Consider the following 24,678-nt stretch of genomic DNA (forward strand, 5'->3'; position numbering starts at 1 on the left):
GTGCTCGCGCAGCGCCTGATCACGCAGGCGAGTCCAAGGGCTCGTAGGCGGTGCGGGGGCGGCTGAGGCGCGTCTCGGCCCGCCGGCCCCGGAGCAGGACCGATTCCCCCGGCACCCAGCGTCGCATCTCGTCGGACGCGGCGGCGGCGACGGTGGTGGCGGACGCCAGCACCGCGCACTGCTCGTACTTGGCGAGCTCGGTGAGCCGGGCCGCCTCGTTGACCGGGTCGCCGATCACGGTGAACTCGAACCGCGCGGCCGCGCCCACGTGCCCGGCGATGGCGATGCCCGCAGAGACGCCGATGCCGAACTCCCCTTCGCCGACGACGATGTCGAGGCGTTCGCGGAGCTCGCGGGCGGCCGCGAGAGCGCCGCCCGCCGGATCGGGGTGCTCCAGCGGCGCGCCGAACACCGCGAGCGCCGCGTCGCCCTGGAACTTGTTGACGAATCCGCCGTGGTGCCCGACCGCGTCGACGATCTCGCGGAAGAACTCGTTGAGGAGCACCACGACCACCTCTGCGCCGACCGTCGCCGCGAGCCGTGTGGACCCGACCAGGTCGACGAACAGCACCGCGACGTAGCGTTCCGCCCCGCCCAGCTCGGTGCCGCGCTCGAGTGCCCGGCGTGCGACGTCCTCGCCGACGTACCGGCCGAAGAGGTCGCGCAGACGCTGACGTTCTTCGAGGCCGCGCACGAGGTCGTTGAACCCGGCCTGCAGCAGCCCGATGTCGCTGCCGTCGTACACCTCCACCGTGGCGGTCAGGTCCCCGGCCTGGACCCGGTGTTGTGCCGCGCGCAGCTGCGCGATGGGATCCCCGATGGCGCTGCCGACCAGGAAGAACGCGAGGACTCCGACGACGAGGGTGATCAGCGAGACGATGAGGACCACGTCGAGCACCCGGCCCGCGTCGGACGGCAACACGCCGAGCTTGAGGCCACCCACGGTGAGGGTGATGCCGACGACGGGAATGCCGGTGCTCACCGCCCACGCCAGCATGATGCGGTGGGACACGCCGGGGGCGTTGGTCTGCGTCATCACGCCGTAGCTGAGGGCCTCCGCGGCGAGGGGGCGCAAGATGCGCTCGGCCTGCAGATATCCGAGGGCGCTCGTGGTGACTGCACCAAGCCCGCCGGCGACGGCGATGGACAGCACGCCGCCGCCGAGCGTCGTGACGTTGATGAGCGTCAGCAGCAGCACCCCGCCGGCCCACATGCACATGTGCAGGATCGCGTGGTAGAGGGGAACCCGCATGGCCCGCCGGCGCACCTTGAGGGTGTCCTCGATGCTGTCTCGCTGCCACCGCAGGACTGGGAGCACGAGCATGATGCCGCCGATGCCGCCGACGACGAGCGCGATGGCGAGGTAGCCGAAGAACAGCGCGGCCGAGGCGGGCGTGAACGCGGATGGGGTGGTGATGGGGCTGTCCGGGATGAGAATCTTCATGCACAGGAACACCAGCAGCGCACCGACGACGTTGGCGCTGAGCATCGTCATGGCATACACCGGCCACGGCGTCCTCACCAGCCAGCGGGCCAGTCGCCATAAGCGTCGCACGCCTGTCACCGTAGTCGCAGCGTGTCGGCGAGGGAGACTAATGTCGGGCCCCATGGCGGTGAGTGCGGGGAGCGTGTTCGATCGACTGGTGGGGCAGCATCGGGCTGTGGCGACGCTGGCGTCCGCGGCGGACGCCGCGAGGAGCGCCGCATCGGGGATGACGCATTCGTGGCTGTTCACGGGTCCCCCCGGGTCGGGGAGATCCATCGCCGCGCTCGCGTTCGCGGCCGCGCTGCAGTGCACGTCGGAGGGGGTGCCCGGCTGCGGCGAATGCGCGGCGTGCCGCACCGCGCTCGCGGGCACCCATGGCGATGTGCGTCGCGTGGTGCCGGAGGGGCTGAGCATCCCCGTCAAGGAGATGCGCGCCATCGTGCAAGTGGCCAACCGACGCCCCAGCGTGGGGCGCTGGCTCATCGTGGTGGTCGAGGATGCGGACCGGCTCACCGAGGGCGCATCGAACGCCCTGCTCAAGGTGGTGGAGGAGCCGCCGGAGCGCACCGTTTTCCTACTGTGCGCGCCGTCCACCGACCAGGAGGACGTGTCAGTGACGATCCGTTCCCGTTGCCGGCACGTGGGGCTGGTGCAGCCGCCCACGGGGGCGGTGGCGCAGGTGCTCCGTGAGCGTGACGGATTGGACGAGGCGCAGGCGCTGTGGGCGGCGTCGGTGAGCGGCGGGCACGTCGGCAGGGCCCGCCGGCTGGCGCGCGACGAAGCGGCCCGGACCCGGCGGCAGCAGGCTCTGCGGCTGCCCGCGGCGGTGCTGCGTCCCGCAGGCGGCTACCTGTTGGGCAAGCAGCTGGTAGACGCGGCCGAAGCGGAGGCCAAAGACGCCAACGCGGAGCGTGACGCGCGTGAACTGGACGAGCTGCGCACGGCGTTGGGTGCAGGCGGAACGGGCAAGGGCACCGCGGGCACCATGCGCGGCACCGCCGGGCTGATCAAAGACCTGGAGAAGCAGCAGAAGACCCGGCGCACGCGGTCGCAGCGCGACGCTCTCGACCGCGCACTGATGGACGTGGTGGGCCTGTACCGGGACGCACTGGCGGTGAGCATGGGCTCGTCCGTGCCGGCGCTGCACCCCGACCTCGCCGACGACGCGCGCACCGTCGCACGCGAGGCGCCGCAGGCGGGGCTACTGCAGGCGGTCGAGTCGGTGCTCCAATGCCGCGAGGCACTGTCGGCGAACGTCAAGCCGCAGGTGGCGATGGACGCGATGGTCGCGGGCCTGGAGGCGGCCACCAGGCGCTGACGACGACGGCGGCACCCCGATTTTTGTTCCGGCCCGCTGTGCCGCTAGACTTCAATCCGCTCGGGCACCCCGGGCGGCTCGTCCGGGCGTGCCCGGAAGACGCCACCTTAGCTCAGTCGGTAGAGCGATTCACTCGTAATGAATAGGTCGCCGGTTCGATTCCGGCAGGTGGCTCCAGCGCGCGGACCCCACTCCCGGCAGGAGTGGGGTCCGGTCATTTCGGTATGGGCCGCGGGGTGCGTGTACCGGTGTTGCGCTGGGGAAACGAGCGTTCGCCCGGTGGCTTGGCGCACGCTGGGCCGGCGACTTGGCACCCAGTGCGCGGTGCTGTTAGCCTATGTATTAGCGGCGGTTCGCGCCTACCCCCCCTGGCGCACCCCGCTCTCGATTCCTTCCACCACCTCCCCCCCGGTGGAAGGAATCCCGGCCCGCCCCGCCTCCACCCCCCGGATGGCGGGGCGGGCCCCTTACTGTCTCGGTCCTCTACACGCGTGGCGATCCCGTCACTTGCCCAGGGAGCCCAACGAGCCGAACAGCGCACCCAGGTCGAAGGATCCGTTGGCCGCGCCATTGCCGCCGTCGCCAGGTGTGCCGCCGTCGCCAGGGTTCGGACTATCGGGGATGTTGACGGTCACCGTGATGGCCGCATTGGAAGCCAACGTGTCGCCGATGCCGGAGAACGCCGCGCTGATCGCGTGGTCGCCGCCGGCCGTAGGCGTCCAGTCTTCCAGCGTCGCCGCACCGTTCACGACGTCGACTGTGCCGATGACGTCGTCGCCGTCGCGGAAGGTGACGGTCCCATTGGTCGCCCCCTCGGAGGTGACGGTGGCCGTGAGGGTGGCGCTGCCGCCGAGGTCAAACGGGGCGACGGGGGCGAGCGAAGTGGTGGACGTGACGGACTCGGCCGGCTGGGGCGTCACGCTCACAGTCTGCTGTGCTCCGCTGCCGTTCACACCGTCGCGGCCGGAGAAGACGGCCTTGATCGTGTGCGAACCGTCGCTGTCGGGGATCCAGTTCACGCCCACCTTGCCGTCCTGGCCGGTGACCGGGACGGTGGCGAAGTCGATCTCGTTGTCCTTGAACGTCACGGTCCCGCCGACCCCGGGCGGCGCGACCGTGGCGGTGATGGCAGTGGCGGAACCGACCACCGCGCCGGGCGCCACGGTCAGCGAGGTCTCCGAGTCGACAGTCTGCCGCGCCACGGAGACGGTGCGCGGGTCGGAGGTGGAGCCGTCGGTGTTGAGATTGCCGAGGAACACCGCGGTGACGGACGTGTTCCCGGCGTCCGCCGGGGTCCAGCCGGTCTGCGCGACACCCGTCGCGGGGTCCACGGCGACGGGTGCGCCGATATCGACGCCGTCCGCCTTGAACTGCACGTCGCCGCCGTTCTGGGGCACCGTGCCGCCCGCGACCTTGGCGGCGATGGTGACGGGCTGTCCGGCCTTCGCGCCGTACACCGGCTGGACCTGTGTCTGTGAGGCGGCGAACTCGACGGTGACCGTCGGCCCCTTGTCCTGATAGGTCCCGGCGCCCAAGGATCCGTCGTAGTGCAGCGACGTCATCAAGTCGGAGCCCGCCCGGCAGTCGGTGCCGACTGTGTACGAGAAGGAGAAGGTCTGGCTCTTCGGGCCGAGGACAGGGCGGACAGGCCATTCGGTAGATCCGCCGTTCACGGCGGTGAAGGCAGGGTCGGTTTCGGCGCCGCCGATCGCGTTACCGTCCACCTGCGCGGACCCCGGCACGTATACGAAGCACTCGGGGTGGAGGTCCTTGACGCGGTAGATGTATTCGTCGACGCCCCCGCTCCTGGTGAACTTGGTCGAGGTGGTGATGGTGTCGCCCACGGCGGGGGCCGCGTCGCTGACCGTGCGCTGGAAGTGCGAGCTACCGTCACTCCAGCTCACACTGGACGGCTCCGCCCCTGCGGCGCCCACTCCGATCGTCGTTGCAAGCGAGGCGGCCAGGGCCCCCGCACTCACGCCGGCGGCGAGCCGCCGCACTGTCATCCTGCTCATCTGGTTCCTCCATGGCTGGTGCGCAGCCCGGAAGGCGGGCGGCGGGTCTATCCGGTCGTCCGTCATGGACGGTCGACCGAGTGATTGTCGACACAATAGCTAACACGATCGTGGGTTTCAAGCGGTTGGGCAGGTGCGGCTCCGTGGCGGTCGTGATCGCCCCCGGCCGCGCACCCGTGCGGGCACGTCGGGCAGACTGTGGGTTTGTGCGTTCGCAGGGCGCGCGGCGCACGCCGCGGTCGACAGCCGGGCGCAGCACCGCAGCACAGCCGGAAGGGAACACTCCACGATGCGCGCACTCGTCACCGGCGGGGCCGGCTTCATCGGCTCCACCCTGGTCGACAGGCTCCTCGACGACGGGCACGAGGTCACTGTCGTCGACAACCTCAGTCGCGGCCGGGCCGGCAACCTGGGCCGGGCCCGCGAGAACGAGAACTACAAGTTCGTGCACGGAGACCTCGTCACGGCGGACCTCGGCGAGATCGTCGCCGAGCGCCGGCCCGAGGTGATCTTCCACCTGGCGGCGCAGATCGACGTGCGGCAGAGCGTGCAGAACCCGGCTGCCGACGCCTCCGTCAACGTGCTGGGCACGGTACGGCTCGCCGAGGCCGCGCGCCGGGCGGAAGTCCGCAAGATCGTGTTCACCTCGTCGGGCGGCTCCATCTACGGTTCGCCGGAGACGTTCCCCGTCACCGAGTCGATTCCGGTCGATCCGCAGTCGCCCTACGCGGCCGGGAAAGTCTCCGGCGAGATTTACCTCAACACCTTCCGGAACCTCTACGGGCTGGACTGCACGCACATTGCGCCCGCCAACGTCTACGGCCCCCGCCAGGATCCGCACGGCGAGGCCGGGGTGGTGGCGATCTTCTCGCAGGCGCTTCTGCACGGGAGCGAGACGAAGATCTTCGGCGACGGCGGGAACACCCGCGATTACGTCTTCGTCGACGACGTGGTCGAGGCGTTCATGCTGGCCTCGGGTACCGCGGGCGGCGGGCAGCGCTTCAACATCGGCACCGGTGCGGAAACGTCGGACCGTGAGCTGCACAGCATGGTTGCCCGCGCCGCGGACGCCCCGGACGCCCCCGCGCTGCTGGCGGCCCGCCTCGGTGACGTCCGGCGGTCCGTTCTCGATCCGACGCTGGCCGGCCGGGTGCTCGGCTGGCAGCCGAAGGTCGACGTCGAAGAGGGCATCCGGCGGACCGTCGAGTACTTCCGCAGCTGAGATGGCCGCAACGGCAGAGCGCATCCTGGTCACGGGCGGGGCCGGGTTCATCGGCTCGGGATTCGTGCACTACACGGCGCGCACCAGGCCGGACGTGCAGGTCATCGTGCTGGACAAGCTCACCTATGCGGGCAGTCGTGCGGTGCTCGAGGGCACGGGCGCGCGCCTGGTCGTCGGCGACGTGGCCGACGCTTACACCGTCGATTCCCTGATCGGCGAGCTCGACCCGGACACGGACGCCGTGGTGCACTTCGCCGCCGAGTCGCACAACGACAACTCGCTGGACGACCCGTCCCCGTTCGTGCACACGAATCTCGTCGGCACCTTCACGCTGCTGGAGGCGGTGCGCCGCCGCGGCGTGCGGCTGCACCACGTCTCCACCGACGAGGTCTACGGCGACCTGCCGCTGGACGGCTCGGCCCGGTTCACCGAGCACACGGCCTACAACCCGTCCAGCCCGTACTCGGCGTCCAAGGCGGGCTCGGACATGCTGGTGCGGGCGTGGGTGCGCTCGTTCGGCATCACCGCGACGCTGTCCAACTGCTCCAACAACTATGGGCCGCGCCAGCACATCGAAAAGTTCATCCCCCGCCAGATCACGAACATCCTCACCGGCCGCCGCCCCAAGCTGTACGGCGCGGGCCGCAACGTGCGCGACTGGATCCACGTCGACGACCACAACGCCGCGGTGTGGCGGATCCTCGAGGCCGGCGAGAACGGCCGCACCTACCTGATCGGCGCCGACGGCGAGCGGTCCAACCTGCAGGTGCTCCAGTCGATCCTGCGCCTCATGGGCCGCGCACCCGACGAGTTCGACCACGTCGCCGACCGGCCCGGGCACGACCTGCGCTACGCCATCGACGCGGGCCCGCTGCGCAGCGAGCTGGGGTGGGAGCCGCACTATGTCGACATGGATGCGGGCCTGGCGGACACCGTCGACTGGTACCGCGACAACCGCGGCTGGTGGGACGGCGCGAAGGACGTCGTCGAGGACCGTTACGACACGCTGGGGTGGGGGTAGCGGTGCCGGGTATGACGTTCGATGCGCTCGCCGTTCCCGGCGCCTGGGTGTTCACCCCACGTCAGCACCGTGATGGGCGCGGGGTGTTTCTGGAGGCGTTCACGGCGGACGCGCTGCACGAGGCGACGGGCCGCAGGCCGGCGCTCGAGCAGACGAACTGTTCGGTCTCGCGCGCCGGGGTGCTGCGCGGCATCCACTTCTCCGATGTCCCCCCGGGCCAGGCCAAGTACATCTCCTGCGTGCGCGGCGCGATCATGGACGTGGTGGTGGACGTGCGGGCAGGATCGCCGACCTTCGGCGTCGTCGACGCAGTGCGCCTCGACGACGCGGAACGGCGGGCGGTCTTCGTCTCCGAGGGGCTGGGGCACGGGTTCGTCGCACTCACCGACGATGCGACGGTGATGTACCAATGCTCCACCGGTTACGCGCCGGGCCGCGAGCACGGCGTGCACCCGCTGAGCGTGGACGTCGACTGGGGGCCGGACCCCGACGCCCTCGTGCTCTCGGCGAAGGACTCCGCCGCGCCGACGCTGAGCGAAGCCGCCGAGCAGGGGATTCTGCCGCGCTACGATGCCGTGATGGAGTGGATCGCGCTGCAGGAGGCCCGGGGGTGAAGGGGATCATCCTCGCGGGCGGCTCCGGAACACGCCTGCATCCCATCACCCGCGGTGTCAGCAAACAGCTGGTGCCGGTGTACGACAAGCCGATGGTCTACTACCCGCTGAGCACCCTCATGCTGGCGGGCATCCGCGACATCCTCGTCATCACCACCCCGGAGGACCGGGGCCTGTTCGAGCGGCTCCTCGGCGACGGGACACAGTTCGGAGTGTCGCTCACCTACGGCGTGCAGGACCGCCCCGAGGGGCTCGCGCAGGCCTTTGTCCTGGGCGCGGAGCACATCGGGGCCGATCCGGTGGCGCTCATCCTGGGCGACAACATCTTCTACGGTCCGGGCCTGGGCACGCAACTGCGGCGGTTCAACCGCATCGACGGCGGCGCGGTGTTCGCATACCGGGTGGCCGACCCGTCCGCCTACGGCGTCGTCGAGTTCTCCGACGACGGCCGCGCTTTGTCGCTCGAGGAGAAGCCGACGGTGCCGCGGTCGCACTATGCGGTGCCGGGGCTGTACTTCTTCGACAACGACGTGGTGGAGATCGCCCGCAGCCTGTCGCCCTCGGCCCGGGGGGAGTACGAAATCACCGACATCAACCGCGCCTACCTCGAGGCCGGGCGGCTGCACGTCGAGGTGCTGCCACGCGGTACCGCCTGGCTGGACACCGGCACGGTCGACTCGCTGCTGGAGGCCGGCAATTTCGTGCGCACCATCGAACAGCGCCAGGGCCTCAAGATCGGCGCCCCCGAGGAGGTCGCGTGGCGCCAGGGCTACATCGGGGACGCGCATCTCGACGGACTCGCCCGTGCCCAGGTGAAATCCGGGTATGGGAAGTATCTTCTCGAGATGCTCGCCCGAGAGAGGCAGTAGGGGCGATTCCGGTGCCCACGCAAACCGTCATCGTGGGCCTCTTGCAGAATGCAAATGTCGCCCGCCAGCCTCGGCGGCTGCAACGGAAGAGTGCCGGCTGTCATCTGGTCGGATGACAGCCGGGTCGAGTATATTTCCGCCGCGATCCGGTGTTCTCAACATCCGCCTGGACTTTCCGTGACGCACACCATACAGTCGGCTCATGCTTTTGAACGAACGACTGGATCCCCTGGTGAGAGGTGCCGCGCGCGTCGCCGTGGCCGGGTGTGCGGCTGCCGCGTTGGCAGGAACGGCCGTCGGTGTGGCCGCGGCCGCGCCGGGGGAGAACCTTCCCGAAGACTGCCTGCAATTCTCCGCAGACGGCGAAACGTGGGGCGGCGATGAGGTCATCGACTGGGTTCCCATCGTGCCGGTTCCCGGCGGCGTCGAAAAGCATGCGGAGTTCCAGGTGCGGAACCATTGTGACACCCCCGGCAAGGTGCAGGTCTACGCCGGGAAATGGGAGGTGACGAAGGGCGCGAGCGCCGTCCTGCGCGCCGACCTCGACGGGGTGGAGGGGACGACTGTCACGCTCGGCCCGGCGAACGAAGGCGACTACGGGATCCTCGTAGGCGAGACGTCGACGCTCGTCACGGACGATGCGTTGGACGTTGCGCTCTACGTGGGCATTCCCGCCGACGAAACCGTCCAGGACTTCGACATCACCCCGGGGTGGTCGCTGGCGCTCGAGGAGACCGCGCCGGTCGACGGGGGCGACGGCGGTGACGGTGGCGCAGATTCGGCCACCGGCAGCCTCGGCTCCCTGTTCGGGTCGTTGGGGATCGACGGGGCGTTCGGGTCGTCGAGCAACAGCGGCACCGGCATCGGATTCGGGAGCAGCGACCTGCTGGGGAGCCTCGGCAGCCTGACCGGGCTGGACTCCCCGGTCGTCAACGTCGGCTCGTTGGCCTCGTAAGAACGGCCACAGCCTTTGCGATCCCGCGGCGGGTCGGGAATTCCAGCCCGCCGCGGGTTCCACAGACGCTGGTCACCGCGCTTGCACCGCGGTGACCGGGCGCCGGCCGCTGTCGTGGCCGGCACGCACGGCCACGACAGCGGCCGTACTCCACCCAGGCATCAGGGTACGCCTCGCATGCCGTGATAAAAGGAACCACAGATGCAGAAAACGACGAAGGCTGCCGCAGCGGCAGGTGCCGCTGCGCTCCTGCTCGCCGGAGGCGCGGGGACCATGGCCGTGTGGAACGACAGTGCCACGCTCGGTGGCGGTCAGGGGATCCAGACCGGTGAGCTGAGCATCACGGAGAACGCCACCGCCGACTCCGGCTGGTACTGGGGCACGTCCGCCGTCGCGGGCCAGGAGATCACCGACATCTCCACCGTCCGCCTCGCCCCCGGCGACTCGGTCACTTACAAGGGCAGCTACGACCTAGTCGTCAACGGCGACAACCTCGCGGCCAAGGTGGATGTGGACGGCGGGGCGATCGACAACGACCTGGGCGGAAAGCTGACCGTATCGCCGATCGGCCAGGGAAGCCTGACCGACATCACCGCGGACCAGACCGTCGAGGCGGGCGCCACGATCACCTTCGATCCGTCCGCGACCGCCGGGATGAACGAGACGATCAATCTGACCGGAATCACGGTCACGCTCGAGCAGACCGTTCCGGCAGCCAACCCCGCCCCGTAAGGATCGACAGTGAAATCCCCGTACAAGTGGGGTCTTGCAGGTGCGTTGGTGCTGCTGTTGGGGTTCGTCTCCATTCAGCAGACCGGCGCCCTGTGGAGCGACTCCGAGGCGTTGCCGGGCGCCGTGATCACCACCGGCACGCTGGACATCTCCGCCGGTGCCGAGGGGCAGGCGGCCTTCGACCTCTCCGATTTCGCCAAGCCGGACATGGCACCCGGGGACGCGGCGACGAAGCCGCTGAAGATCTTCAACTCGGGCGACGTGGGCATGCAATACCGGCTGGCGGACGTCGCCTTGACCGGCCAGGGCGCAGTCGGGGTCCCGCCGCTCGATCTGACGATCGTGCAGGTCGGCTCGGATGCCGACTGCACGGCTGGGGCCCCTGCGGGCGAACAGCTCTACGCCGGCGGTATGGCCGATGCGACGACCCTGTTGCGCACCCTTGCGCCGGGTGCGGACGAAGTGCTCTGCCTTACCGCCACCCTGGGGAGCGACCCGCAGACCGGACAGAGCGCCACCGCCGAGTTCACCTTCGACGCACAGCAGGTGTAGCCGTGTCCTCGACGACGACGCGCACCGGTGCGCGCCACGCCGCGCCGCGCGGTGCCGCCCGCAGGGCGGCGTCGTCCGCGGAGCCGGCGCGATCGGACAAGACGACTCTGGGCTGGTGGATGCGTGCCATCGCATCCTGGCTGCTGCTGTTCGCTGCAGTGGCGGTATTGCTGGCGTTGGTCGTGGTGCCACGGGTCACGGGATCGACGGCCTACACGGTCCTCACAGGCTCGATGCGGCCGGGACTGCCGCCGGGCACCCTCATCGTGTCGGAGCCGACGCCCCCGGCGGACCTGAAGGCGGGTGACGTCATCACCTTCCAGCCGTACTCGGGAAACCCGGAAGTGGTCACCCACCGCATCGACGGCATCTTCTACGACGCCGAGGGGCGGATGCGGATCTACACCAAGGGCGACGACAACAACGCGCGCGATTCTTGGGTGCTCCAGCCGGAACAGGTACGTGGTCGACTGCTGTATTCCGTGCCGCACCTGGGGCACCTGAACAACCTGCTCGGGCAGACCAGCCGCTCCACGCTCATCTACGTGATCGGCGGCGGGCTGTTGATCTACGCGGCCTGGACGGGCACGGCCGGCCTGCGTGACCGTGCACGACGCCGCAACAGCGACGGGGTTGCACATTTCGACCATGAACGCGCCGGACCGGCGCATACCGAGGATGAAGGACGAAGTGATGCTGCTGAGTAGGGTGATGCGCCGCCGGTCGCACGGCGCTGGCTGGACACGCACGCGGGCCGTGCTCTCGCTGGGCATGGTGCTGGGCCTCGGGGCCGTGGGCACCATGGCCTCCTGGACCGACAGCGCCAGCGCGACCACTGGATCGTTCACCGTCGCAACCTCTGACGTGCTCGAGATGAAGGTCGACGGTCAGCACCCGGCGTACGACTTCGCGGCGCTGACCGCGTCGGGCCTGATGCCGGGGGATACGACGGCCGCCGCCCTGCAGGTGCAGAACACGGGCGATCTGGACTTCCGATTCACCGCGGAGGCGTCTGCGACGGGAGACGCCGGCATCGCGGGATTCCTGGCGGTGACCGCCTACGACGGCGCTGTCTCCGGCGACACGTGCACCGGGACGCCGATCGGGACGGCGACCGGTCTGTCCGGTTCTGCGCAGCCGCTGATCACGACGGCGCAAGCGGTGGCCTTCGGCGCGATGCAGACCGTGTGCCTGCAGGTGACGCTGGCCGACGCCGTCACCAAGGCTGTCTCGGGGCAATCCGCCCGGGTGGTCGTCGAGTTCGGCGCGATCGAGGACTGATGCCGGGGACAGGCGGCGGAGGCCGGCGGGCGCGCGAGGTCGCGCTGAATCTCGGTGCGGCACTCGGCGTGCTGTGCATCGCGGCGACGGTCGCGTCGGTGGTGCTCGGTGTGACCCCGCTGGTGTTCCGATCGGGCTCGATGTCGCCCGCCATCGACACCGGGTCGCTGGCGTTGGCCCGGCAGATTCCGGCGGGCGACGTGCGTGAGGGCGACATCATCACCGTCGACGGCCCGGGCGGCACGCCGGTGACGCACCGCGTGGTGTCCGTGGACATGCGCGGGGACGGCAGCGCGCGGGTGCGACTGAAGGGTGACGCAAACACGGTGCTGGATCCGATGCCGTACGCGATCACCGAGACCAAGCGCGTGATCACCCACGTGCCCTACCTGGGCTACGCCGTGTCGTGGGCGTCAAGCACCGCGATGGTCTTCGCCGCCGGCGTGTTGGCGGGGGTGCTGCTGGCGGTGGCGTTCCGACCCGGGCGGGGGACCACGAGTAATGAATCGACGGCCGAAGATACGACCGAGGACACTTCGCGGACAGAGGAGCCCAGCAATGTTTGACAAGCTCAGGCGGGTGCGGCTGCGCCCGCTGCTGGCGGGCGGCGCAGCAGTGCTCACCGCGTTTGGCGTGGCCCAGGCGGTCGACACCAGTGCTGCTGCCACGGACGCCGTGACGGCGACCTCCGGGAACATCACGGCGGCAGGGGATCTGCTGCCAGCAGTGGCGCCGGCTGATTACGGCTGCTGGAATGACAGCTACGGCTTGGAACAGGGCGGCGCCGTGATCTGGTTCAGGCCCGTCGAGCCGTACAACTCCAACTTCACTTACCGACTGACCGTCACGCAGTTGAACGGCACGGTCGTGGAGACACGGGATCTCACTCCCGGACCGGGCGATACGCTGGATATCTGGGTGGACAAGAACATGGTCGGTGGTCATACCGGCTGGGACTACATCGTCCGGCTGTACACAGTGAATCCGGCTGGTGAGCTCTCCACGGAGTACCGCGGAACCAAGGTGCATCAGAAGTACGACAACTACACCTACTGCGATGGCGACGCATCGGGCGCGAATCTGCAATATGCCGCGCTCGCGCGCGCGCCGCAGAAATCGACCGCGACCTCGGCGCCGACCTCGACTGCGCCCGTTACGACTGCGCCCGTCACGACTGCGCCGACCTCGTCTGCGCCCGTCACGACTGCGCCGACCACTGCGGCGGAGCCCACTGCGACGAGGACCGGGACACCCTCCGCGACTGCACCCGAATCGACCACGAGGTCGCAGCCCACGACTACGACGGCGGCCACCCGAGTGATCAGTGGACCGTTCGCTCTCGGCGGGGACTCCGGCCTCGCGGCGCAGATCGTCAGTGATGGGGGGACCCGGCGGGTCGTGGTCCTCGACAGCGGCGCCGAGGTGTGCAGAACGGTGCCCGCGATACGTGCCTCCGAGAGGATCCTGGACACAGGGAACGGGACGTTGCTGATCTCCGGGGCGGGAGCCGTACGCCAGGTGGACACCGCCACCTGTGCGATCTCGTCGCATTGACCGTGCCGACGCGGTGGACATCGGTCCGGGAGTCCGTCCGATGTCCACCGTTGTCGCGGGGGGCTGTCGGCATGGCCGACCGCTGAACAGTCCCCACGGCCTTTGCGTCGCGCATTCTGTGTGTAGCCTTACCTCATGTTCCGTGTTCGTGGTGTGACCCGCGTCTTCCCGTCGCGGCCGGCGCCGGTGCACGCACTCCGCGGGGGCGATCTGGATGTGCGCAGGGGCGAGCTCACGGCGGTGTTCGGCGCGTCGGGTTGCGGCAAGACCACCCTGCTGCGTGCGCTCGCGGGTTTCGACCGTCCCGACGCGGGCACCATCCACTTGGGCGACACGCTCGTCGTCGGCCCGGGCGCCTTCGTGCGACCCGAAAACCGGAATGTGGGGATCGTGGCGCAGGAGGGGGCGCTGTTCCCGCACCTCAGCGTCGCCCAGAACGTCGCTTAGGGCCTGCCCGACGGTTTTCTGTCGGCTTTCAACCTTGTCGCACGCCGCCGCCGGCGGGCGCGCGTCGACGAGATACTTGAGCTCGTCGGTCTTCCCGGCTACGGCGACCGCCGGCCGGACGAGCTCCCCGGCGGCCAACAGCGGCGCGTCGCATTGGCGCGTGCGCTGGCCCCCGCTCCCTCGGTGATCCTGCTGGAAGAGCCGTTCTCCGCGCTCGATGCGGCGCTGCGCGTGGAGCTGTGCGAGGAGGTCCGTCACCTGCTGCGCGATGTGCAGGCCACCGCCGTGCTCGTCACGCACGACCAGCCCGAGGCGCTCTCCCTCGCCGACCACGTCGCATTGATGCGCGACGGGCGGGTGGTGCAATCCGGGACCCCGCGGACGTGTACGCGCGCCCGGTCGATCCCGCCGCGGCGGCGTTCCTCGGCGAATCGGTCGAAATCCCGTGCCGCGTGCACGGCGGGGACGGTGACCTGGTGGAGGTTGATTGCCCGCTCGGACGCCTGCGAGTGCTGTCCTCGGCGCTGTTCGACGGTCTCGGCACCGGGGCCACCGATGACCGGACGCTGGTGCTGCGCCCCGAGCAGTTGGCCATCGTCGACGACGGCACGCCCGCCACGGTGTGCGCGACGAGCTTCTTCGGACACGACGGCCTGGTACGGCTCCGCGTGGTCGACGGGACCCCGCTGCTGGTGCGACTCGAAGGCAGGGACATACCTCCGGTGGGATCCGCCGTCCACGTGCTCGCGATCACCGGCGCGGCAGAGGCCGGTGGCCGCGTGCGCGCCGCGCCCCCGCTGTTCGCGGAGCGGACCCGCTCGTCGGCGTAATCATTGCGAGTCATGGTGTAGTCGCCTGCGGATATGGTGAGCGCAGAAGAGCGAAGCGGGCACCTTACAGCGCGCTCGCGTGGCGGCAGCGATAGCCTGCCCGGTGAAAGGACCGATGACGTTGACCAAGCGGTGCGCCATGGCTTTTGCGGCCGGAATAGCAGGGATCGCGTTGTTCGCGACGGGCTGCAGTAGTGCCCAGACGTCCGACTCGGTCAGCACCGCGTCGCCGCTGCCGTCAGATGCGTACGCCCCGCTCACCGACTATCCCGATCAAGTGATCGTCTACCGCCCGGGGATGCTGGACACGAGCCTCACGGTCGATGACGTGCCCCAGTGGCCTGGGCCCGACCCATCCGAGTTCCTCGAAAACCCTCGTGCCGGCGACATCACCTCCGGTGAGAGCGGGTGGCTTTCCGGGCAAGAGGCGCACACCGTGTACGACGCGGCACTTGAGCACGACGCGCTGCTTCAAGAAGGACAAGAACCTGACGAGCTCACCGGAGCCTTATGGGCTGCCGAAGGCGACGTGCAGTGGCTTGTCGTCGAGCCCCAAGGCTGATCCCGCCAAGAAATCACGAGCGATCCGCACCCACCACGTAAACTTCATCGCGAAGAGGCGGTCCGGCGCCAGCGTTTACACCGCCTTCTGGACGCGACCGAGTTCTCGGCGCGGTGCACATGCTCGGCTACTCCACGCTCACCACCGCGATCGTCCAGAGGGCGACGGTGCTGGGCATGCCCGAGTCCGCGCGTGCCCTCGTCGTCGTCCTCGCCGGTGGCCATCGTGCTGCTGTTCGTCGACCGGCTGCTGCGCGGCCGGGCGCGTCCGTTGCGCACCGGGCGGGGCACGCCGCGTCCGCCGATGCGTTGGCGGCTCGGGCGGTCCACCTCGCTGTGGCTGCTGCTGCTGCTGTGCTTCATGGTCGCGGCCGCCGCGCTGGCGATTCCGCTGTGGGGCACGGTGTCCGGGCTGCTGCGGCATCTGGGCGGGGACGCTGGGGCGTTGGATGCGGGCAAGGAGTTGACGACGACACTGCTGCTGCAGCCGACCGGCGAGAAATCGCTGGCCACCGCGCTGCGGTCGACGACCAACGGGGAGGTGCTCGACTTCACCGCCGCCGCGCCGTGCGGCTTCGTGTTGCTGGTGATCGGGGCGGTGCCCGCGATTCTTCTGGCGCGCGCGCCGTTGCGGCGGTGAGAGAACAGTCGGCTGCGGAACCCTCCACACCAAGTAAACCTAGCCTTGCCTAATTGGTGGACTGTCCTTCAGAATAGGACGCATATCAATGTGCTTTATTCGCCGACCAGGAGGCCCGTCATGACCGTGAGCATCCCGCTCCCGCAGCGTCCCATCGAAGACCTTCCAGGGCATTGGTTGCTGGCGCGGCTGGGCAAGCGGGTCCTGCGCCCCGGGGGACGGGAGATGACGGACGCGCTCCTCACGGCGGCGAGGGTCCCGGGAGCGGACGTCGTGGAGCTGGCGCCCGGGCTGGGCAGGACGGCGGCGCTGATCCTCGAGGCCGGCCCCCGCAGCTACACCGGAGTCGACGAGGACCCGGACGCCGTGCTGTCCACGCGGGCGAACATCAGCGGCCGCGGCACCGTGCGCGAGGCGCCGGCGGCGGAGACCGGGCTCGAGGACGCCAGCGCGGACCTGGTGGTGGGCGAGGCGATGCTGACGATGCAGAGTCCGCGTGGCAAGGACGCGATCGTCGCGGAGGCGGCCCGGGTCCTCCGCACGGGCGGCCGCTATGCGGTGCACGAGCTGGCCATCGAGCCCGACACCCTCGACGACGAGCAGAAGACCGAGATCCGCAAGGCCCTGGCCCGTTCCATCAAGGTCAACGCCCGCCCGCTGACGACGCACGAGTGGACCGCGCTGTTCGAGAAGCACGGATTCCGCGTAGAAACGGTCCGGCATACGGACATGGCGCTGTTGGAGGCCAAACGCAACCTCGACGACGAGGGTGTGCGCGGCGTCCTGACGATCGTCATCAACCTGCTGCGCAACCCGGGCGCGCGCAAGCGTGTCCTGGAGATGCGGTCGGTGTTCCGGCGTTACCGCGACAACATGTCGGCGATCGCGCTCGTCGCCGTCAAGCAGTGAGCGGCCGTGCCGGTGACGGCGACGGATTCGGTGACGAAGGGTATTTCATCGCCGCCGACGGCGCGCCGGGGAAGCCGCACGCGCTGCACTGGCCGACGATCCTGGCGTCCGCGGGGGTGGCGGCCGTCGTCGCATCGCTGATCCTCAGCGTCGGGATCGTCGGAATGCGCCGTGATGAGTCCGCTGCCGTTGCGCAGCCCGCCGTAGTGCGCGTGGTCGCGGACCCGGGCGCCGGCGCGGCCGGGCCGGCCGTGGATCCGACGGAGTCCGCCCTGCCGTCGGCTCCGGTGGCGCCGCCGACCCAGGCCGTTCCGCCGGCTCCCGCCGCTGCCTCTACGGGAACGGACACCGCCGGCGGGGACGGCGCCCCGCCCTCCCCGCCGGCCGAACCGGCACACGCCACGCCGGACGCGGAACCGCGAATGCAAGCTGCCCAGCCGCAGAGCCGGGCGGCCGAACCACAGGAGCAGACCGAGGCGACCGCGTGGGCGCCGCCGTCCCCGCTGCCGCCGGACTTCACGGTGCCCGCCGCCGAGCCGACGCTCGCCGACCTCAACAACCTCGTCTACTTCATCACGGCGACCGCCGCATCCGACGAGGCCAAGGCCCGCAACATCGAGGCGGGCATGGGAGGCGTGATCGTGCCGAACACCGTCTACAACCTCGGTCTCTTCCGGGCCCCGCGCGGCTGGAGCCGGGTCACCGGACCGATGCAGCGCCAGGGCGACCGGATCACCGTGCAGCTGCACAGCTTCTCGGCGGGGATGCCGGGCGTGGACATGCCGATCGAGTTCGTCTGGCAGGAAGGCGTCTGGAAACTGGCGTCGTCGTCGCTGTGCGCGGGGGTGCGGACGGTGGGCCTGCCGATCTACTGCAATGGCTGAGCTGACCGGCGTATGCACCGGGAAGCCGCGATCGCACGCCGGAAACTCCCGGACCGACCCCATGATCAGGACCACGCCATGATCGAAGCGCACTCCCTCACCCGCACCTTCGGAGCCCGACGGCGCCCCACGGTGCCGCTTGCCGGGGTGTCGCACCTGTTCGGCGACGGCACGCTGACCTACCTGCTGGGTCTCAACGGAACCGGGAAGTCGACGTTGCTGCGGTGCCTCAGCGGGGTGCTTCGCCCCGATTCGGGAACCGCCCAAGTGGACGGGCGCGAGCTGGGCCGGACCGACGCGCCAGCGCGGCATCTGGGCATGTACTTGGACGCGGACGCCTTCCACCCCGGCCATTCGGGACGTCGGCACCTGCGCTGGCTCGCCGCGCAGACGGGGGTGCCCGCACACGCGGTGGAGGCGCTGCTGCGACGGACCGGTCTCGAGGCGGTGGCGGACCGTCCGGTGCGCGGGTATTCGCTGGGCATGCGTCAGCGCCTCGGGATCGCGTCCACCCTGGTCGGCAACCCGCGCAACGTGATTCTGGACGAGCCGATGAACGGACTGGACGTCGCGGGCGTGCTCTGGCTGCGGGGATTGCTGCGCGCGTGGGCCGACGAGGGCAGGTGCGTGATCGTGGCCTCGCACGATCTCGCCGAGGTCGAGGCCACCGCGGACACGGTCCTCATCCTCGAGGGCGGGGTGATCGTGGCGCGGGGGACGGTCGACGAGGTGCGTGGGCCGCACGCGAACCTGGAGACGGCCTTCCTCGCGCACGTTCCGCGCGCCGCCGGTGCGCTCCGCGTGCGGGGGGCGGCGTGAGCGCGGCCACCGTGCTCGCGCGCTCGGTGCGCGCCGAGGGGATTCGGTTGGGCGGTGGCCGGGGACTTCTGCTGCGCGTGGCCCTTCCGCTGGGGCTGGGCTTGCCGGTGGCCGTCACCCTCGCGGTCGCCGCGGTGTCCGAGAAGCTGCACGGCGCCGACAGCCTGCTGCAAGTACGGCAGGTGCCCACGTCGAACTCCGTCTACTGGCTCGTCTACCTGGGTGTGACGGTGTTCGCGGTGGTCGCCGCCTATGCGCAGGGCACGGCGGTCCGCGGCCCCGCTGCGGAGGTCACGCGCCACGGCGCGCCGCGGCCGTTGACGGGGATGCTCGGCCGGTGGATCCTCGTCGGCGCCGCGTCCGCCCTCGGCATGGTGATGTGCGCGTTCCTGCTGATGGTCGCGCTGCCTGCGCTTTTTCCTGCTGTATACGGGCAGATGGAGGTGGCGTCGGCCGAGGGCATCCGCCTGTTGTGGGCCCTCCCGGCCTATGCTTTCCTCGCCGTCGGGATCGGGGTCGCGGTTGGCGCGCTGGTCCCATGGCCGGCCGCGGCCGTCGCGGTACTGACTCTGTGGGCGCTGTTCATCGAGAACGCCGCCGTGATGCTGCCCGGCGGCGGCGACCTGATCGGCTGGATGCCGTTCCTCAACGGCGTCTACGCCTCGGGGCAGGAAATCGCGCTGAGCCCGTCGTGGGGGAGGGACGGCGCGCTGGCCTACGTCGCCGCGGTGACGGCCGTCCTGCTGGCGGCCGGCTGGGCCAGGTTGCGGGGCGAGCGCGCGCGGTGACCGGGCCGGTTCTGCCAGGCGGACGGCCCGATCGTGGTGCAGCGCACCCTCCCGTAGCCTGCACATGATGCAGTGCGGGCGTGCGCACAGTCTTCGCGGCGCCACCGCCGACCCCCGTTGTCCCAGGAAGGACCCCCATGACCTCTGCCGTCATCGTCGACGCCGTCCGGACCCCCATCGGCAAACGCAAGGGCGCCTACGCCGAGGTCCATCCGGTGGACCTGTCCGCGCACGTGCTGGGCGCGCTCGCCACGCGGACCGGGATCGACCCGGCCCTCGTCGACGACGTGGTGTGGGGGACAGTCATGCAGTACTCGGAGCAGGCGGGGAACGTGGCCCGCAACGCCGTGCTGGCCGCCGGGTGGCCCTCTTCGGTGCCGGGCACCACGATCACCCGCGCGTGCGGATCCAGCCAGCAGGCGCTCAGCTTCGCGGCCGCGACGGTGGCCGCCGGGCAGCAGGACTTCGTCGTGGCGGGCGGCGCGGAGTCGATGACCCGCGTGCCGATGGGCTCGAACACCGGCGGCGATCCCAACCCGCCGAGCGTGCTCGAGCGTTTCGGCGTACGGGGGTTCAACCAGGGCGTGGGCGCCGAGATGGTGGCCGAGAAGTGGGGCTTCGGCCGCGCGCAGCTGGACGAGTACTCGGTGCGCTCGCACGAACTTTCCGCGCGGGCCATCGACGCCGGGGCCTTCGATGCGCAGCTGGCGCCGCTGGCCGGCCTCGAACAGGATGAGGGAGTGCGCCGCGGCAGCACGGTCGAAGGACTGGGCAAGCTGAAGACCGTGTTCAAAGAGGACGGGGTCATCCACGCCGGCAACGCTTCCCAGATCTCCGACGGCGCCGGTGCGCTGCTCGTCGCCACCGAGGAGACGGCCCGGAAACACGGCATGCGGCCGATCGCGCGCGTGCACACGGTCGCGGTGGCCGCCGACGACCCGGTGATCATGCTCACGGCGCCCATCGCCGCCACGGCGAAGGCGCTGAAGAAGTCGGGCCTGTCCATCGGTGACATCGGCGCATTCGAGGTGAACGAGGCCTTCGCCCCGGTGCCGCTGGCGTGGCTCGCGGAGACCGGCGCGGACATGGAGAGGATGAACCCGCTCGGCGGGGCGATCGCCGTGGGACACCCGCTGGGCGGCTCCGGCGCCATCCTCATGACACGCCTGGTGAACCACATGCGTGACAACGGCATCCGCTACGGGTTGCAGACGATGTGCGAGGCCGGCGGGATGGCCAACGCGACGATCGTCGAGCTCGTGGACTGAGAGGCCGATCGCCGTGGCGGTCGTGGCATGAGTCGGGGCCGGGTGCACGCACCCGGCCCCGACTCATGCGGGTCGACTACTCGGCCGAGCCGGTGGTGAGCGAGCCGAGCATGTCCCCGGCCTTGGCGGCGAGCGAGCCCATATCCTCTGAGCCGGCGGCCCCCAGGATGCCGTCGATGGTGCCGAGCGAGCCGAGGATCGCGGCGCTGATCACGTCTCCGATGGAACCCATGTGTTTCTCTGTTCGTCCGGTCCGGCCGTGGTGCCGGATCGCCGGAATTCTATCCGTCCCGCATCAGCGAATGTGACATGAATCAAATATGAAGGAGGTTGACTCGGCATTCACGCAGGTCGGTTGCCCGGGTGAACTACCGCACATTTTTCCCATGGACGGGCGTGGCGGTCGCGGCGCGTGCGGCGCCGATGACCAGCGATCGTGGCACGGCTTGCACAGCGCCCGTAGGTTCGTTCCGGAAAGAGCTGCGACCATCCGAGCGTGCGGCAGACGGCACGCGGTGAGGAACCACTGTGCACCCCGAATCCCTGCAGATCGATGTGCTGCTGCCGTACTACGGCGACGTCGACTACATGAAGGCCGCGGCCTCGAGCGTGCTGAACCAGTCGCATTCCGCCTGGCGACTGATCGTGTTGGACGACGGATACCCCAGCGATGAACCGGCCCGCTGGTTCGGCGAGATCTCCGCCCGCGACGACCGTGTGGTCTACGAGCGCAACGCGGAGAATCTCGGTGCCAACGGCAATTACCGCAAGGCGCTGGCGATGGCCACCGCCCCCGTCGTGGTGGTGATGGGCGCGGACGACATCATGCTGCCCAACTATCTGGCGCACGCCGCCGAGGCTTTCACCGCCCACCCCGACGCGGACGTGTTCGAATGCGGCGTGCAGGTGGTGGACGAGCACGACCGGGCCATCCGGCCGCTCGGCGACGCGATCAAGGGCCGCGTTGCGCCGCGCCCGGAGTCCCGGACGGTGTACGAGGGCGAAGAGCTCGCGGTGGGCCTGATGCGGGGCAATTGGACCTATTTCCCGTCGCTGGCGTGGAAGTCGGAGACGGTGCAGCGGATCGGCTTCCGGGAAGGGCTCGACGTTGTCCAGGACCTGGCGCTGCTGTGCGATGTGGTCGCCGACGGCGGGCGGATGGTCTTCGATCCGCGCCTGGGCTTTCTGTACCGGCGGCATTCGGCGTCGGATTCGTCCGTGCGGGCGCTGGACGGCCGGCGGTTCGACGAGGAGCGCCGCTTCTATGTCGAGCAGGCCGGGCGGTTCGAGGCCCTGGGCTGGCGGCGCGCCGCCCGTGAGGCACGGGGCCACCTCACATCCCGTCTGCACGCGCTCGCGCTGGTTCCCAAGGCCGTGCGCACCAAGGAGGCCCGCGGCGGACTGGGGCCCCTGCTGCGTCACGTCGTGCGCTGATCCTTTCCTCGGCGCCACCTCACAGCCCTGTACTGCCGCGGCGCACTCCGGCGGCGGTAGGGGAATTCAACATGCCTGGCCGCCGACTCGCACCCCCGCCCCTACGACACCGGCATGGCGCGCACGTATGCTTCCCACGGTGTCGTTCGGCCGGTCGGCACCGCCCCTTGCGGGGACACGAACGGGCTCGGCCGCTTCTCCTCGGCCCGTCGGCAGACGTGACGATCGGCGCCCGCCGACGCACCCGCGCGGGGGGACCCGACGCATGGGATGAAGGGAGTCGGCTCGGCCGTGCAGACAGCCTTGCTCGCGATAGTCGGCGCCCTCCTACTTGTGGTGCCAGGGTTCCTCGTCGCGCTCACCGTGCGGCTGCGCTGGACCGTCGCTGCGGCGCTGGCGATTCCGATCACCTTCGGCATGGTGGTGGTGGGCACCATCGTCACCGGCGCATCGGGGCTGCCATGGAACTCGTGGTCGGCGCTGGTGACGCTCGTGATCTTCCTGGCGCTCGGTGCGGTGTACAGCTTCACGCTGGCCCGCCGCGCCTCCGCCGGGCATGCCCCGTCTGATGACTCCGACGGGCCCGTCCCGGCGGACGGCCCCGCCCGGCGCTCTTGGCTCGCTCCGCCCGCCGGTGTCCCGTGGGCGGGCGTGGCCGCCGCCGTCGTCGGCGTGCTGGTGGGTGCGGGCACGATCTTCGGGATCCTCTTCCGCGGACTGTCGAAGGTGCCGGACGGCATCGCGAGCCTGTCGAACGTCTGGGACGAGCAGTGGCACGCCAACGTCATCACGTTCATCGACGACACCGGCATCGCGGGGGCCACCGACCTGGGACGGCTGTTCCAGGTGGAGACCCATGCGGACTTCTACTACCCGGACGCCTGGCATGCGCTCGGCGCCCTGCTGAAGAGCCTCACCGGATCGGACATCCTGCCCGTCATCAACATCTGGACGATGACGTGCCTGGCGCTGGTGATCCCGCTGTCCGCCGCCGCCCTGGCCTGGCGGATCGTGCGCGACCGCTTCTCCCCGGGAGCCGCCGCACTGGCGGCGGGCTGCGCGGGCGCGGTGAGCGGGGTGCTCCCGTCGCTGCCCTACGTGGAGTTCCTCACCACCGCCAACCCCAACGCCGTGGGCGCGGCGATGGCGGGAATGACCGTCGTGCTGGTGATGTCCGTCACCGGGGCGCCGCGCCGGATCCCGCTGGCGGCGCTCGGCCTGATCGGCATCGCGGGCGTGCACCCGTCGGGGGCGGTGTTCTCCGCGCTGCTGCTGGGCTTGTGGTGGGTGTTCGAGGCGCTGTGGCGGCCCCGTCGCGGCCGGCTCCGCGACCTGGCGGCGCTCGCGGGCGTCGCGGTGCTCACCGTCGCGGTGATGCTGCCGCAGATCCGGGGCGTTCTCGGTGAGCAGACGTCGATCGAGTCCTACGATTTCAGCCTCGACCTCTCGCGGTGGACCGCGGTGCACGACGCCTTCACCCTGACCAACCAATGGACCGCCCCGTTCCCCGCCCCGTGGGTGCTGCTGGCGTTCGCCGTCCTGGCGTGCGTGGTGCTACTGGCCCGTTTCAGCGTGTGGATGACGGTGGTGTGGGCGCTGATGCTGTTGGTCGTGTGCGACGCCATCGAGGCGGTCGGCGGCACGGCGACGGACCTGCTCCGAGTGTTCTCGAACGCCTTCTACACCGATCCGCGCCGACTGCAGTACGCGGTGGCCCTCATCGTGGTGGCGCTCGGCGGCGCGGGGATCGCGCTCGCCGTGTGGGGCGTGTATTCGGCGCTGCGCCGGTGGGTCCCGGCCCGGCGCGGACTGGCGGCGGTGGTGCTGGTGCTGCTCACCATCGCGGTCCCGGTGACGTCGGGCGCCGTGGTCTCCACCTACGCCGACCGGATGGGGGCCATGGCCGTGGGCGACCGCTTCGGCCGGATGATCTCTCCGGACGACCGGGCGGCCATGCAGTACCTGGCGACACTGCCCGACGCGCGGACGACGACGATCTTCGTCGACCCGGACCAGGGCATGGGGTGGATGTATGCGCTCGAGGGGCTGCACCCGCTATTCACCCACTTCGCCTTCCCCGATCCGGTCGGGCCGCGCACGTGGGCTCTGTGGGACCGGCTCAACACCGCCGGGATCAACCCGCGGGTGGACGCCGCGCTGCAGCAGCTCGACATCAAGTACGTCGTGATGAGCCCGCCCGTGTACTGGCCGTTCCAGACGGTGCCCCGCGGCCTGCTCGACCTGGACCGCACCCCCGGGCTCAAACGGATCTACGACAACGGTGAGACGAAGATCTACGAGGTGCGCGGCTGGGAGCCGCCGAAGCCCGGCGAGACCCGGTACGGCTGGGCCCCGTTCGCCGACCGCTCCGGCGCCGAGAACTGGGACGCGCCGGCCGAGGTCCTGCCGCCGGGATTCTGACGCGCCGGGCCCGTGCTGCCGTGCCTGCGCTGACGCGTCGGGCCCGGTCAGCGCGCGA

General features: G+C 70.2%; 25 protein-coding genes, 1 tRNA gene and 1 pseudogene. 24 read left to right on the forward strand and 3 right to left on the reverse strand.

The window, feature by feature from the left end; all coding sequences use genetic code 11:
• Window positions 1-19: 19 nt before the first annotated feature.
• Window positions 20-1,609 carry an adenylate/guanylate cyclase domain-containing protein gene (locus tag JJ683_RS05805; RefSeq protein WP_200172107.1) on the reverse strand — a complete coding sequence of 530 codons (1,590 nt, stop codon included), beginning with the start codon at window positions 1,607-1,609 and terminating at the stop codon, window positions 20-22.
• On the opposite strand from JJ683_RS05805, the gene JJ683_RS05810 reads away from it, so the two are divergent.
• Together JJ683_RS05810 and JJ683_RS05815 are read left to right on the forward strand one after the other, a co-directional pair.
• Window positions 1,608-2,804 carry a DNA polymerase III subunit delta' gene (locus tag JJ683_RS05810; RefSeq protein WP_200172109.1) on the forward strand — a complete coding sequence of 399 codons (1,197 nt, stop codon included), beginning with the start codon at window positions 1,608-1,610 and terminating at the stop codon, window positions 2,802-2,804. The two genes, JJ683_RS05805 and JJ683_RS05810, sit on opposite strands and share 2 nt — an antisense overlap.
• Window positions 2,805-2,905: 101 nt before the next feature.
• A tRNA-Thr gene (locus tag JJ683_RS05815) sits at window positions 2,906-2,981 on the forward strand.
• A gap of 326 nt (window positions 2,982-3,307) precedes the next feature.
• Here the strand turns inward: JJ683_RS05815 and JJ683_RS05820 are convergent.
• Window positions 3,308-4,819 (reverse strand): Ig-like domain-containing protein, encoded by a 1,512-nt coding sequence (locus tag JJ683_RS05820; protein ID WP_200172111.1) that lies wholly within the window; start codon window positions 4,817-4,819, stop codon window positions 3,308-3,310.
• A 289-nt stretch (window positions 4,820-5,108) separates the two neighbouring features.
• Between JJ683_RS05820 and JJ683_RS05825 the strand changes: the two genes are divergently transcribed.
• The 20 genes and pseudogenes from JJ683_RS05825 (at window position 5,109) to JJ683_RS05925 (ending at window position 20,765) form a co-directional block, all read left to right on the forward strand.
• The gene (locus tag JJ683_RS05825; RefSeq protein ID WP_200172113.1) at window positions 5,109-6,041 is read left to right on the forward strand and encodes a GDP-mannose 4,6-dehydratase; all 933 of its coding nucleotides are present in this window, start codon (window positions 5,109-5,111) and stop codon (window positions 6,039-6,041) included.
• A gap of 1 nt (window position 6,042) precedes the next feature.
• Window positions 6,043-7,062 (forward strand): dTDP-glucose 4,6-dehydratase, encoded by a 1,020-nt coding sequence (rfbB, locus tag JJ683_RS05830; protein WP_200172115.1) that lies wholly within the window; start codon window positions 6,043-6,045, stop codon window positions 7,060-7,062.
• Window positions 7,063-7,073: 11 nt separating this feature from the next.
• Entirely contained in the window at window positions 7,074-7,676 is a 603-nt protein-coding gene (locus tag JJ683_RS05835; RefSeq protein WP_200172117.1) for a dTDP-4-dehydrorhamnose 3,5-epimerase family protein, read from the forward strand.
• Window positions 7,673-8,545, forward strand: a complete 873-nt coding sequence (rfbA, locus tag JJ683_RS05840) for a glucose-1-phosphate thymidylyltransferase RfbA (protein WP_200172119.1) — start codon at window positions 7,673-7,675, stop codon at window positions 8,543-8,545. The genes JJ683_RS05835 and rfbA overlap by 4 nt, the downstream gene beginning before the upstream one ends.
• A gap of 202 nt (window positions 8,546-8,747) precedes the next feature.
• Entirely contained in the window at window positions 8,748-9,500 is a 753-nt protein-coding gene (locus JJ683_RS05845; protein ID WP_200172121.1) for a hypothetical protein, read from the forward strand.
• Window positions 9,501-9,701: 201 nt separating this feature from the next.
• Window positions 9,702-10,232 (forward strand): alternate-type signal peptide domain-containing protein, encoded by a 531-nt coding sequence (locus JJ683_RS05850; protein WP_200172123.1) that lies wholly within the window; start codon window positions 9,702-9,704, stop codon window positions 10,230-10,232.
• Window positions 10,233-10,241: 9 nt separating this feature from the next.
• Window positions 10,242-10,784, forward strand: a complete 543-nt coding sequence (locus JJ683_RS05855; RefSeq protein WP_200172125.1) for a hypothetical protein — start codon at window positions 10,242-10,244, stop codon at window positions 10,782-10,784.
• A gap of 2 nt (window positions 10,785-10,786) precedes the next feature.
• Window positions 10,787-11,491: a signal peptidase I gene (locus JJ683_RS05860; protein WP_307810713.1), complete on the forward strand. Its 705-nt coding sequence runs from the start codon at window positions 10,787-10,789 to the stop codon at window positions 11,489-11,491.
• The gene (locus JJ683_RS05865; protein WP_242474446.1) at window positions 11,478-12,065 is read left to right on the forward strand and encodes a SipW-dependent-type signal peptide-containing protein; all 588 of its coding nucleotides are present in this window, start codon (window positions 11,478-11,480) and stop codon (window positions 12,063-12,065) included. Before JJ683_RS05860 ends, JJ683_RS05865 begins: the two co-directional genes overlap by 14 nt.
• Window positions 12,065-12,631: a signal peptidase I gene (locus JJ683_RS05870; protein WP_200172130.1), complete on the forward strand. Its 567-nt coding sequence runs from the start codon at window positions 12,065-12,067 to the stop codon at window positions 12,629-12,631. The genes JJ683_RS05865 and JJ683_RS05870 overlap by 1 nt, the downstream gene beginning before the upstream one ends.
• On the forward strand, window positions 12,624-13,619 hold the full coding sequence (locus JJ683_RS05875) for a hypothetical protein (RefSeq protein ID WP_200172132.1): 996 nt from the start codon (window positions 12,624-12,626) through the stop codon (window positions 13,617-13,619). The genes JJ683_RS05870 and JJ683_RS05875 overlap by 8 nt, the downstream gene beginning before the upstream one ends.
• A 135-nt stretch (window positions 13,620-13,754) precedes the next feature.
• Window positions 13,755-14,213: pseudogene (locus JJ683_RS05880) on the forward strand (ATP-binding cassette domain-containing protein); the annotation flags it as partial.
• A gap of 236 nt (window positions 14,214-14,449) precedes the next feature.
• Complete coding sequence (locus tag JJ683_RS19615) at window positions 14,450-14,896, forward strand: TOBE domain-containing protein (protein WP_200172140.1); 447 nt, start codon at window positions 14,450-14,452, stop codon at window positions 14,894-14,896.
• 115 nt (window positions 14,897-15,011) lie between these two features.
• Window positions 15,012-15,458 (forward strand): hypothetical protein, encoded by a 447-nt coding sequence (locus tag JJ683_RS05895; RefSeq protein WP_200172141.1) that lies wholly within the window; start codon window positions 15,012-15,014, stop codon window positions 15,456-15,458.
• A 192-nt stretch (window positions 15,459-15,650) separates the two neighbouring features.
• On the forward strand, window positions 15,651-16,097 hold the full coding sequence (locus JJ683_RS05900) for a hypothetical protein (protein ID WP_200172142.1): 447 nt from the start codon (window positions 15,651-15,653) through the stop codon (window positions 16,095-16,097).
• A gap of 120 nt (window positions 16,098-16,217) precedes the next feature.
• Window positions 16,218-17,006 carry a class I SAM-dependent methyltransferase gene (locus JJ683_RS05905; protein WP_200172143.1) on the forward strand — a complete coding sequence of 263 codons (789 nt, stop codon included), beginning with the start codon at window positions 16,218-16,220 and terminating at the stop codon, window positions 17,004-17,006.
• Window positions 17,003-17,890 carry an MTB12 C-terminal domain-containing protein gene (locus JJ683_RS19620; RefSeq protein WP_307810714.1) on the forward strand — a complete coding sequence of 296 codons (888 nt, stop codon included), beginning with the start codon at window positions 17,003-17,005 and terminating at the stop codon, window positions 17,888-17,890. Before JJ683_RS05905 ends, JJ683_RS19620 begins: the two co-directional genes overlap by 4 nt.
• Before the next feature lie 78 nt (window positions 17,891-17,968).
• Complete coding sequence (locus JJ683_RS05915) at window positions 17,969-18,709, forward strand: ABC transporter ATP-binding protein (protein WP_200172145.1); 741 nt, start codon at window positions 17,969-17,971, stop codon at window positions 18,707-18,709.
• Entirely contained in the window at window positions 18,706-19,497 is a 792-nt protein-coding gene (locus JJ683_RS05920) for a hypothetical protein (RefSeq protein ID WP_307810715.1), read from the forward strand. The genes JJ683_RS05915 and JJ683_RS05920 overlap by 4 nt, the downstream gene beginning before the upstream one ends.
• A 137-nt stretch (window positions 19,498-19,634) precedes the next feature.
• Window positions 19,635-20,765, forward strand: a complete 1,131-nt coding sequence (locus tag JJ683_RS05925) for a thiolase family protein (RefSeq protein ID WP_200172147.1) — start codon at window positions 19,635-19,637, stop codon at window positions 20,763-20,765.
• A gap of 76 nt (window positions 20,766-20,841) precedes the next feature.
• Here the strand turns inward: JJ683_RS05925 and JJ683_RS05930 are convergent, their stop codons facing one another.
• Window positions 20,842-20,997, reverse strand: coding sequence for a hypothetical protein (locus JJ683_RS05930; protein WP_200172148.1), 156 nt, complete (start codon window positions 20,995-20,997; stop codon window positions 20,842-20,844).
• A 296-nt stretch (window positions 20,998-21,293) separates the two neighbouring features.
• Between JJ683_RS05930 and JJ683_RS05935 the strand changes: the two genes are divergently transcribed.
• Window positions 21,294-22,199, forward strand: a complete 906-nt coding sequence (locus JJ683_RS05935) for a glycosyltransferase family 2 protein (RefSeq protein ID WP_307810716.1) — start codon at window positions 21,294-21,296, stop codon at window positions 22,197-22,199.
• Between the two features lie 291 nt (window positions 22,200-22,490).
• Window positions 22,491-24,620, forward strand: a complete 2,130-nt coding sequence (locus tag JJ683_RS05940; RefSeq protein WP_200172149.1) for a DUF6541 family protein — start codon at window positions 22,491-22,493, stop codon at window positions 24,618-24,620.
• The last annotated feature ends 58 nt before the right edge of the window (window positions 24,621-24,678 follow it).

It is taken from the genome of Tomitella cavernea (assembly GCF_016599145.1).
GTDB classification, from domain to species: Bacteria; Actinomycetota; Actinomycetes; order Mycobacteriales; family Mycobacteriaceae; genus Tomitella; species Tomitella cavernae.

Coding starts and splice junctions, on each gene's coding strand:
- JJ683_RS05810 (WP_200172109.1), top strand. CDS start 1,608: ATGGCGGTGAGTGCGGGGAGCGTGTTCGATCGACTGGTGGGGCAGCAT.
- JJ683_RS05805 (WP_200172107.1), bottom strand. CDS start 1,609: ATGGGGCCCGACATTAGTCTCCCTCGCCGACACGCTGCGACTACGGTG.
- JJ683_RS05820 (WP_200172111.1), bottom strand. CDS start 4,819: ATGAGCAGGATGACAGTGCGGCGGCTCGCCGCCGGCGTGAGTGCGGGG.
- JJ683_RS05825 (WP_200172113.1), top strand. CDS start 5,109: ATGCGCGCACTCGTCACCGGCGGGGCCGGCTTCATCGGCTCCACCCTG.
- rfbB (WP_200172115.1), top strand. CDS start 6,043: ATGGCCGCAACGGCAGAGCGCATCCTGGTCACGGGCGGGGCCGGGTTC.
- JJ683_RS05835 (WP_200172117.1), top strand. CDS start 7,074: ATGACGTTCGATGCGCTCGCCGTTCCCGGCGCCTGGGTGTTCACCCCA.
- JJ683_RS05845 (WP_200172121.1), top strand. CDS start 8,748: ATGCTTTTGAACGAACGACTGGATCCCCTGGTGAGAGGTGCCGCGCGC.
- JJ683_RS05850 (WP_200172123.1), top strand. CDS start 9,702: ATGCAGAAAACGACGAAGGCTGCCGCAGCGGCAGGTGCCGCTGCGCTC.
- JJ683_RS05865 (WP_242474446.1), top strand. CDS start 11,478: ATGCTGCTGAGTAGGGTGATGCGCCGCCGGTCGCACGGCGCTGGCTGG.
- JJ683_RS05870 (WP_200172130.1), top strand. CDS start 12,065: ATGCCGGGGACAGGCGGCGGAGGCCGGCGGGCGCGCGAGGTCGCGCTG.
- JJ683_RS05875 (WP_200172132.1), top strand. CDS start 12,624: ATGTTTGACAAGCTCAGGCGGGTGCGGCTGCGCCCGCTGCTGGCGGGC.
- JJ683_RS05895 (WP_200172141.1), top strand. CDS start 15,012: ATGACGTTGACCAAGCGGTGCGCCATGGCTTTTGCGGCCGGAATAGCA.
- JJ683_RS05905 (WP_200172143.1), top strand. CDS start 16,218: ATGACCGTGAGCATCCCGCTCCCGCAGCGTCCCATCGAAGACCTTCCA.
- JJ683_RS05915 (WP_200172145.1), top strand. CDS start 17,969: ATGATCGAAGCGCACTCCCTCACCCGCACCTTCGGAGCCCGACGGCGC.
- JJ683_RS05925 (WP_200172147.1), top strand. CDS start 19,635: ATGACCTCTGCCGTCATCGTCGACGCCGTCCGGACCCCCATCGGCAAA.
- JJ683_RS05930 (WP_200172148.1), bottom strand. CDS start 20,997: ATGGGTTCCATCGGAGACGTGATCAGCGCCGCGATCCTCGGCTCGCTC.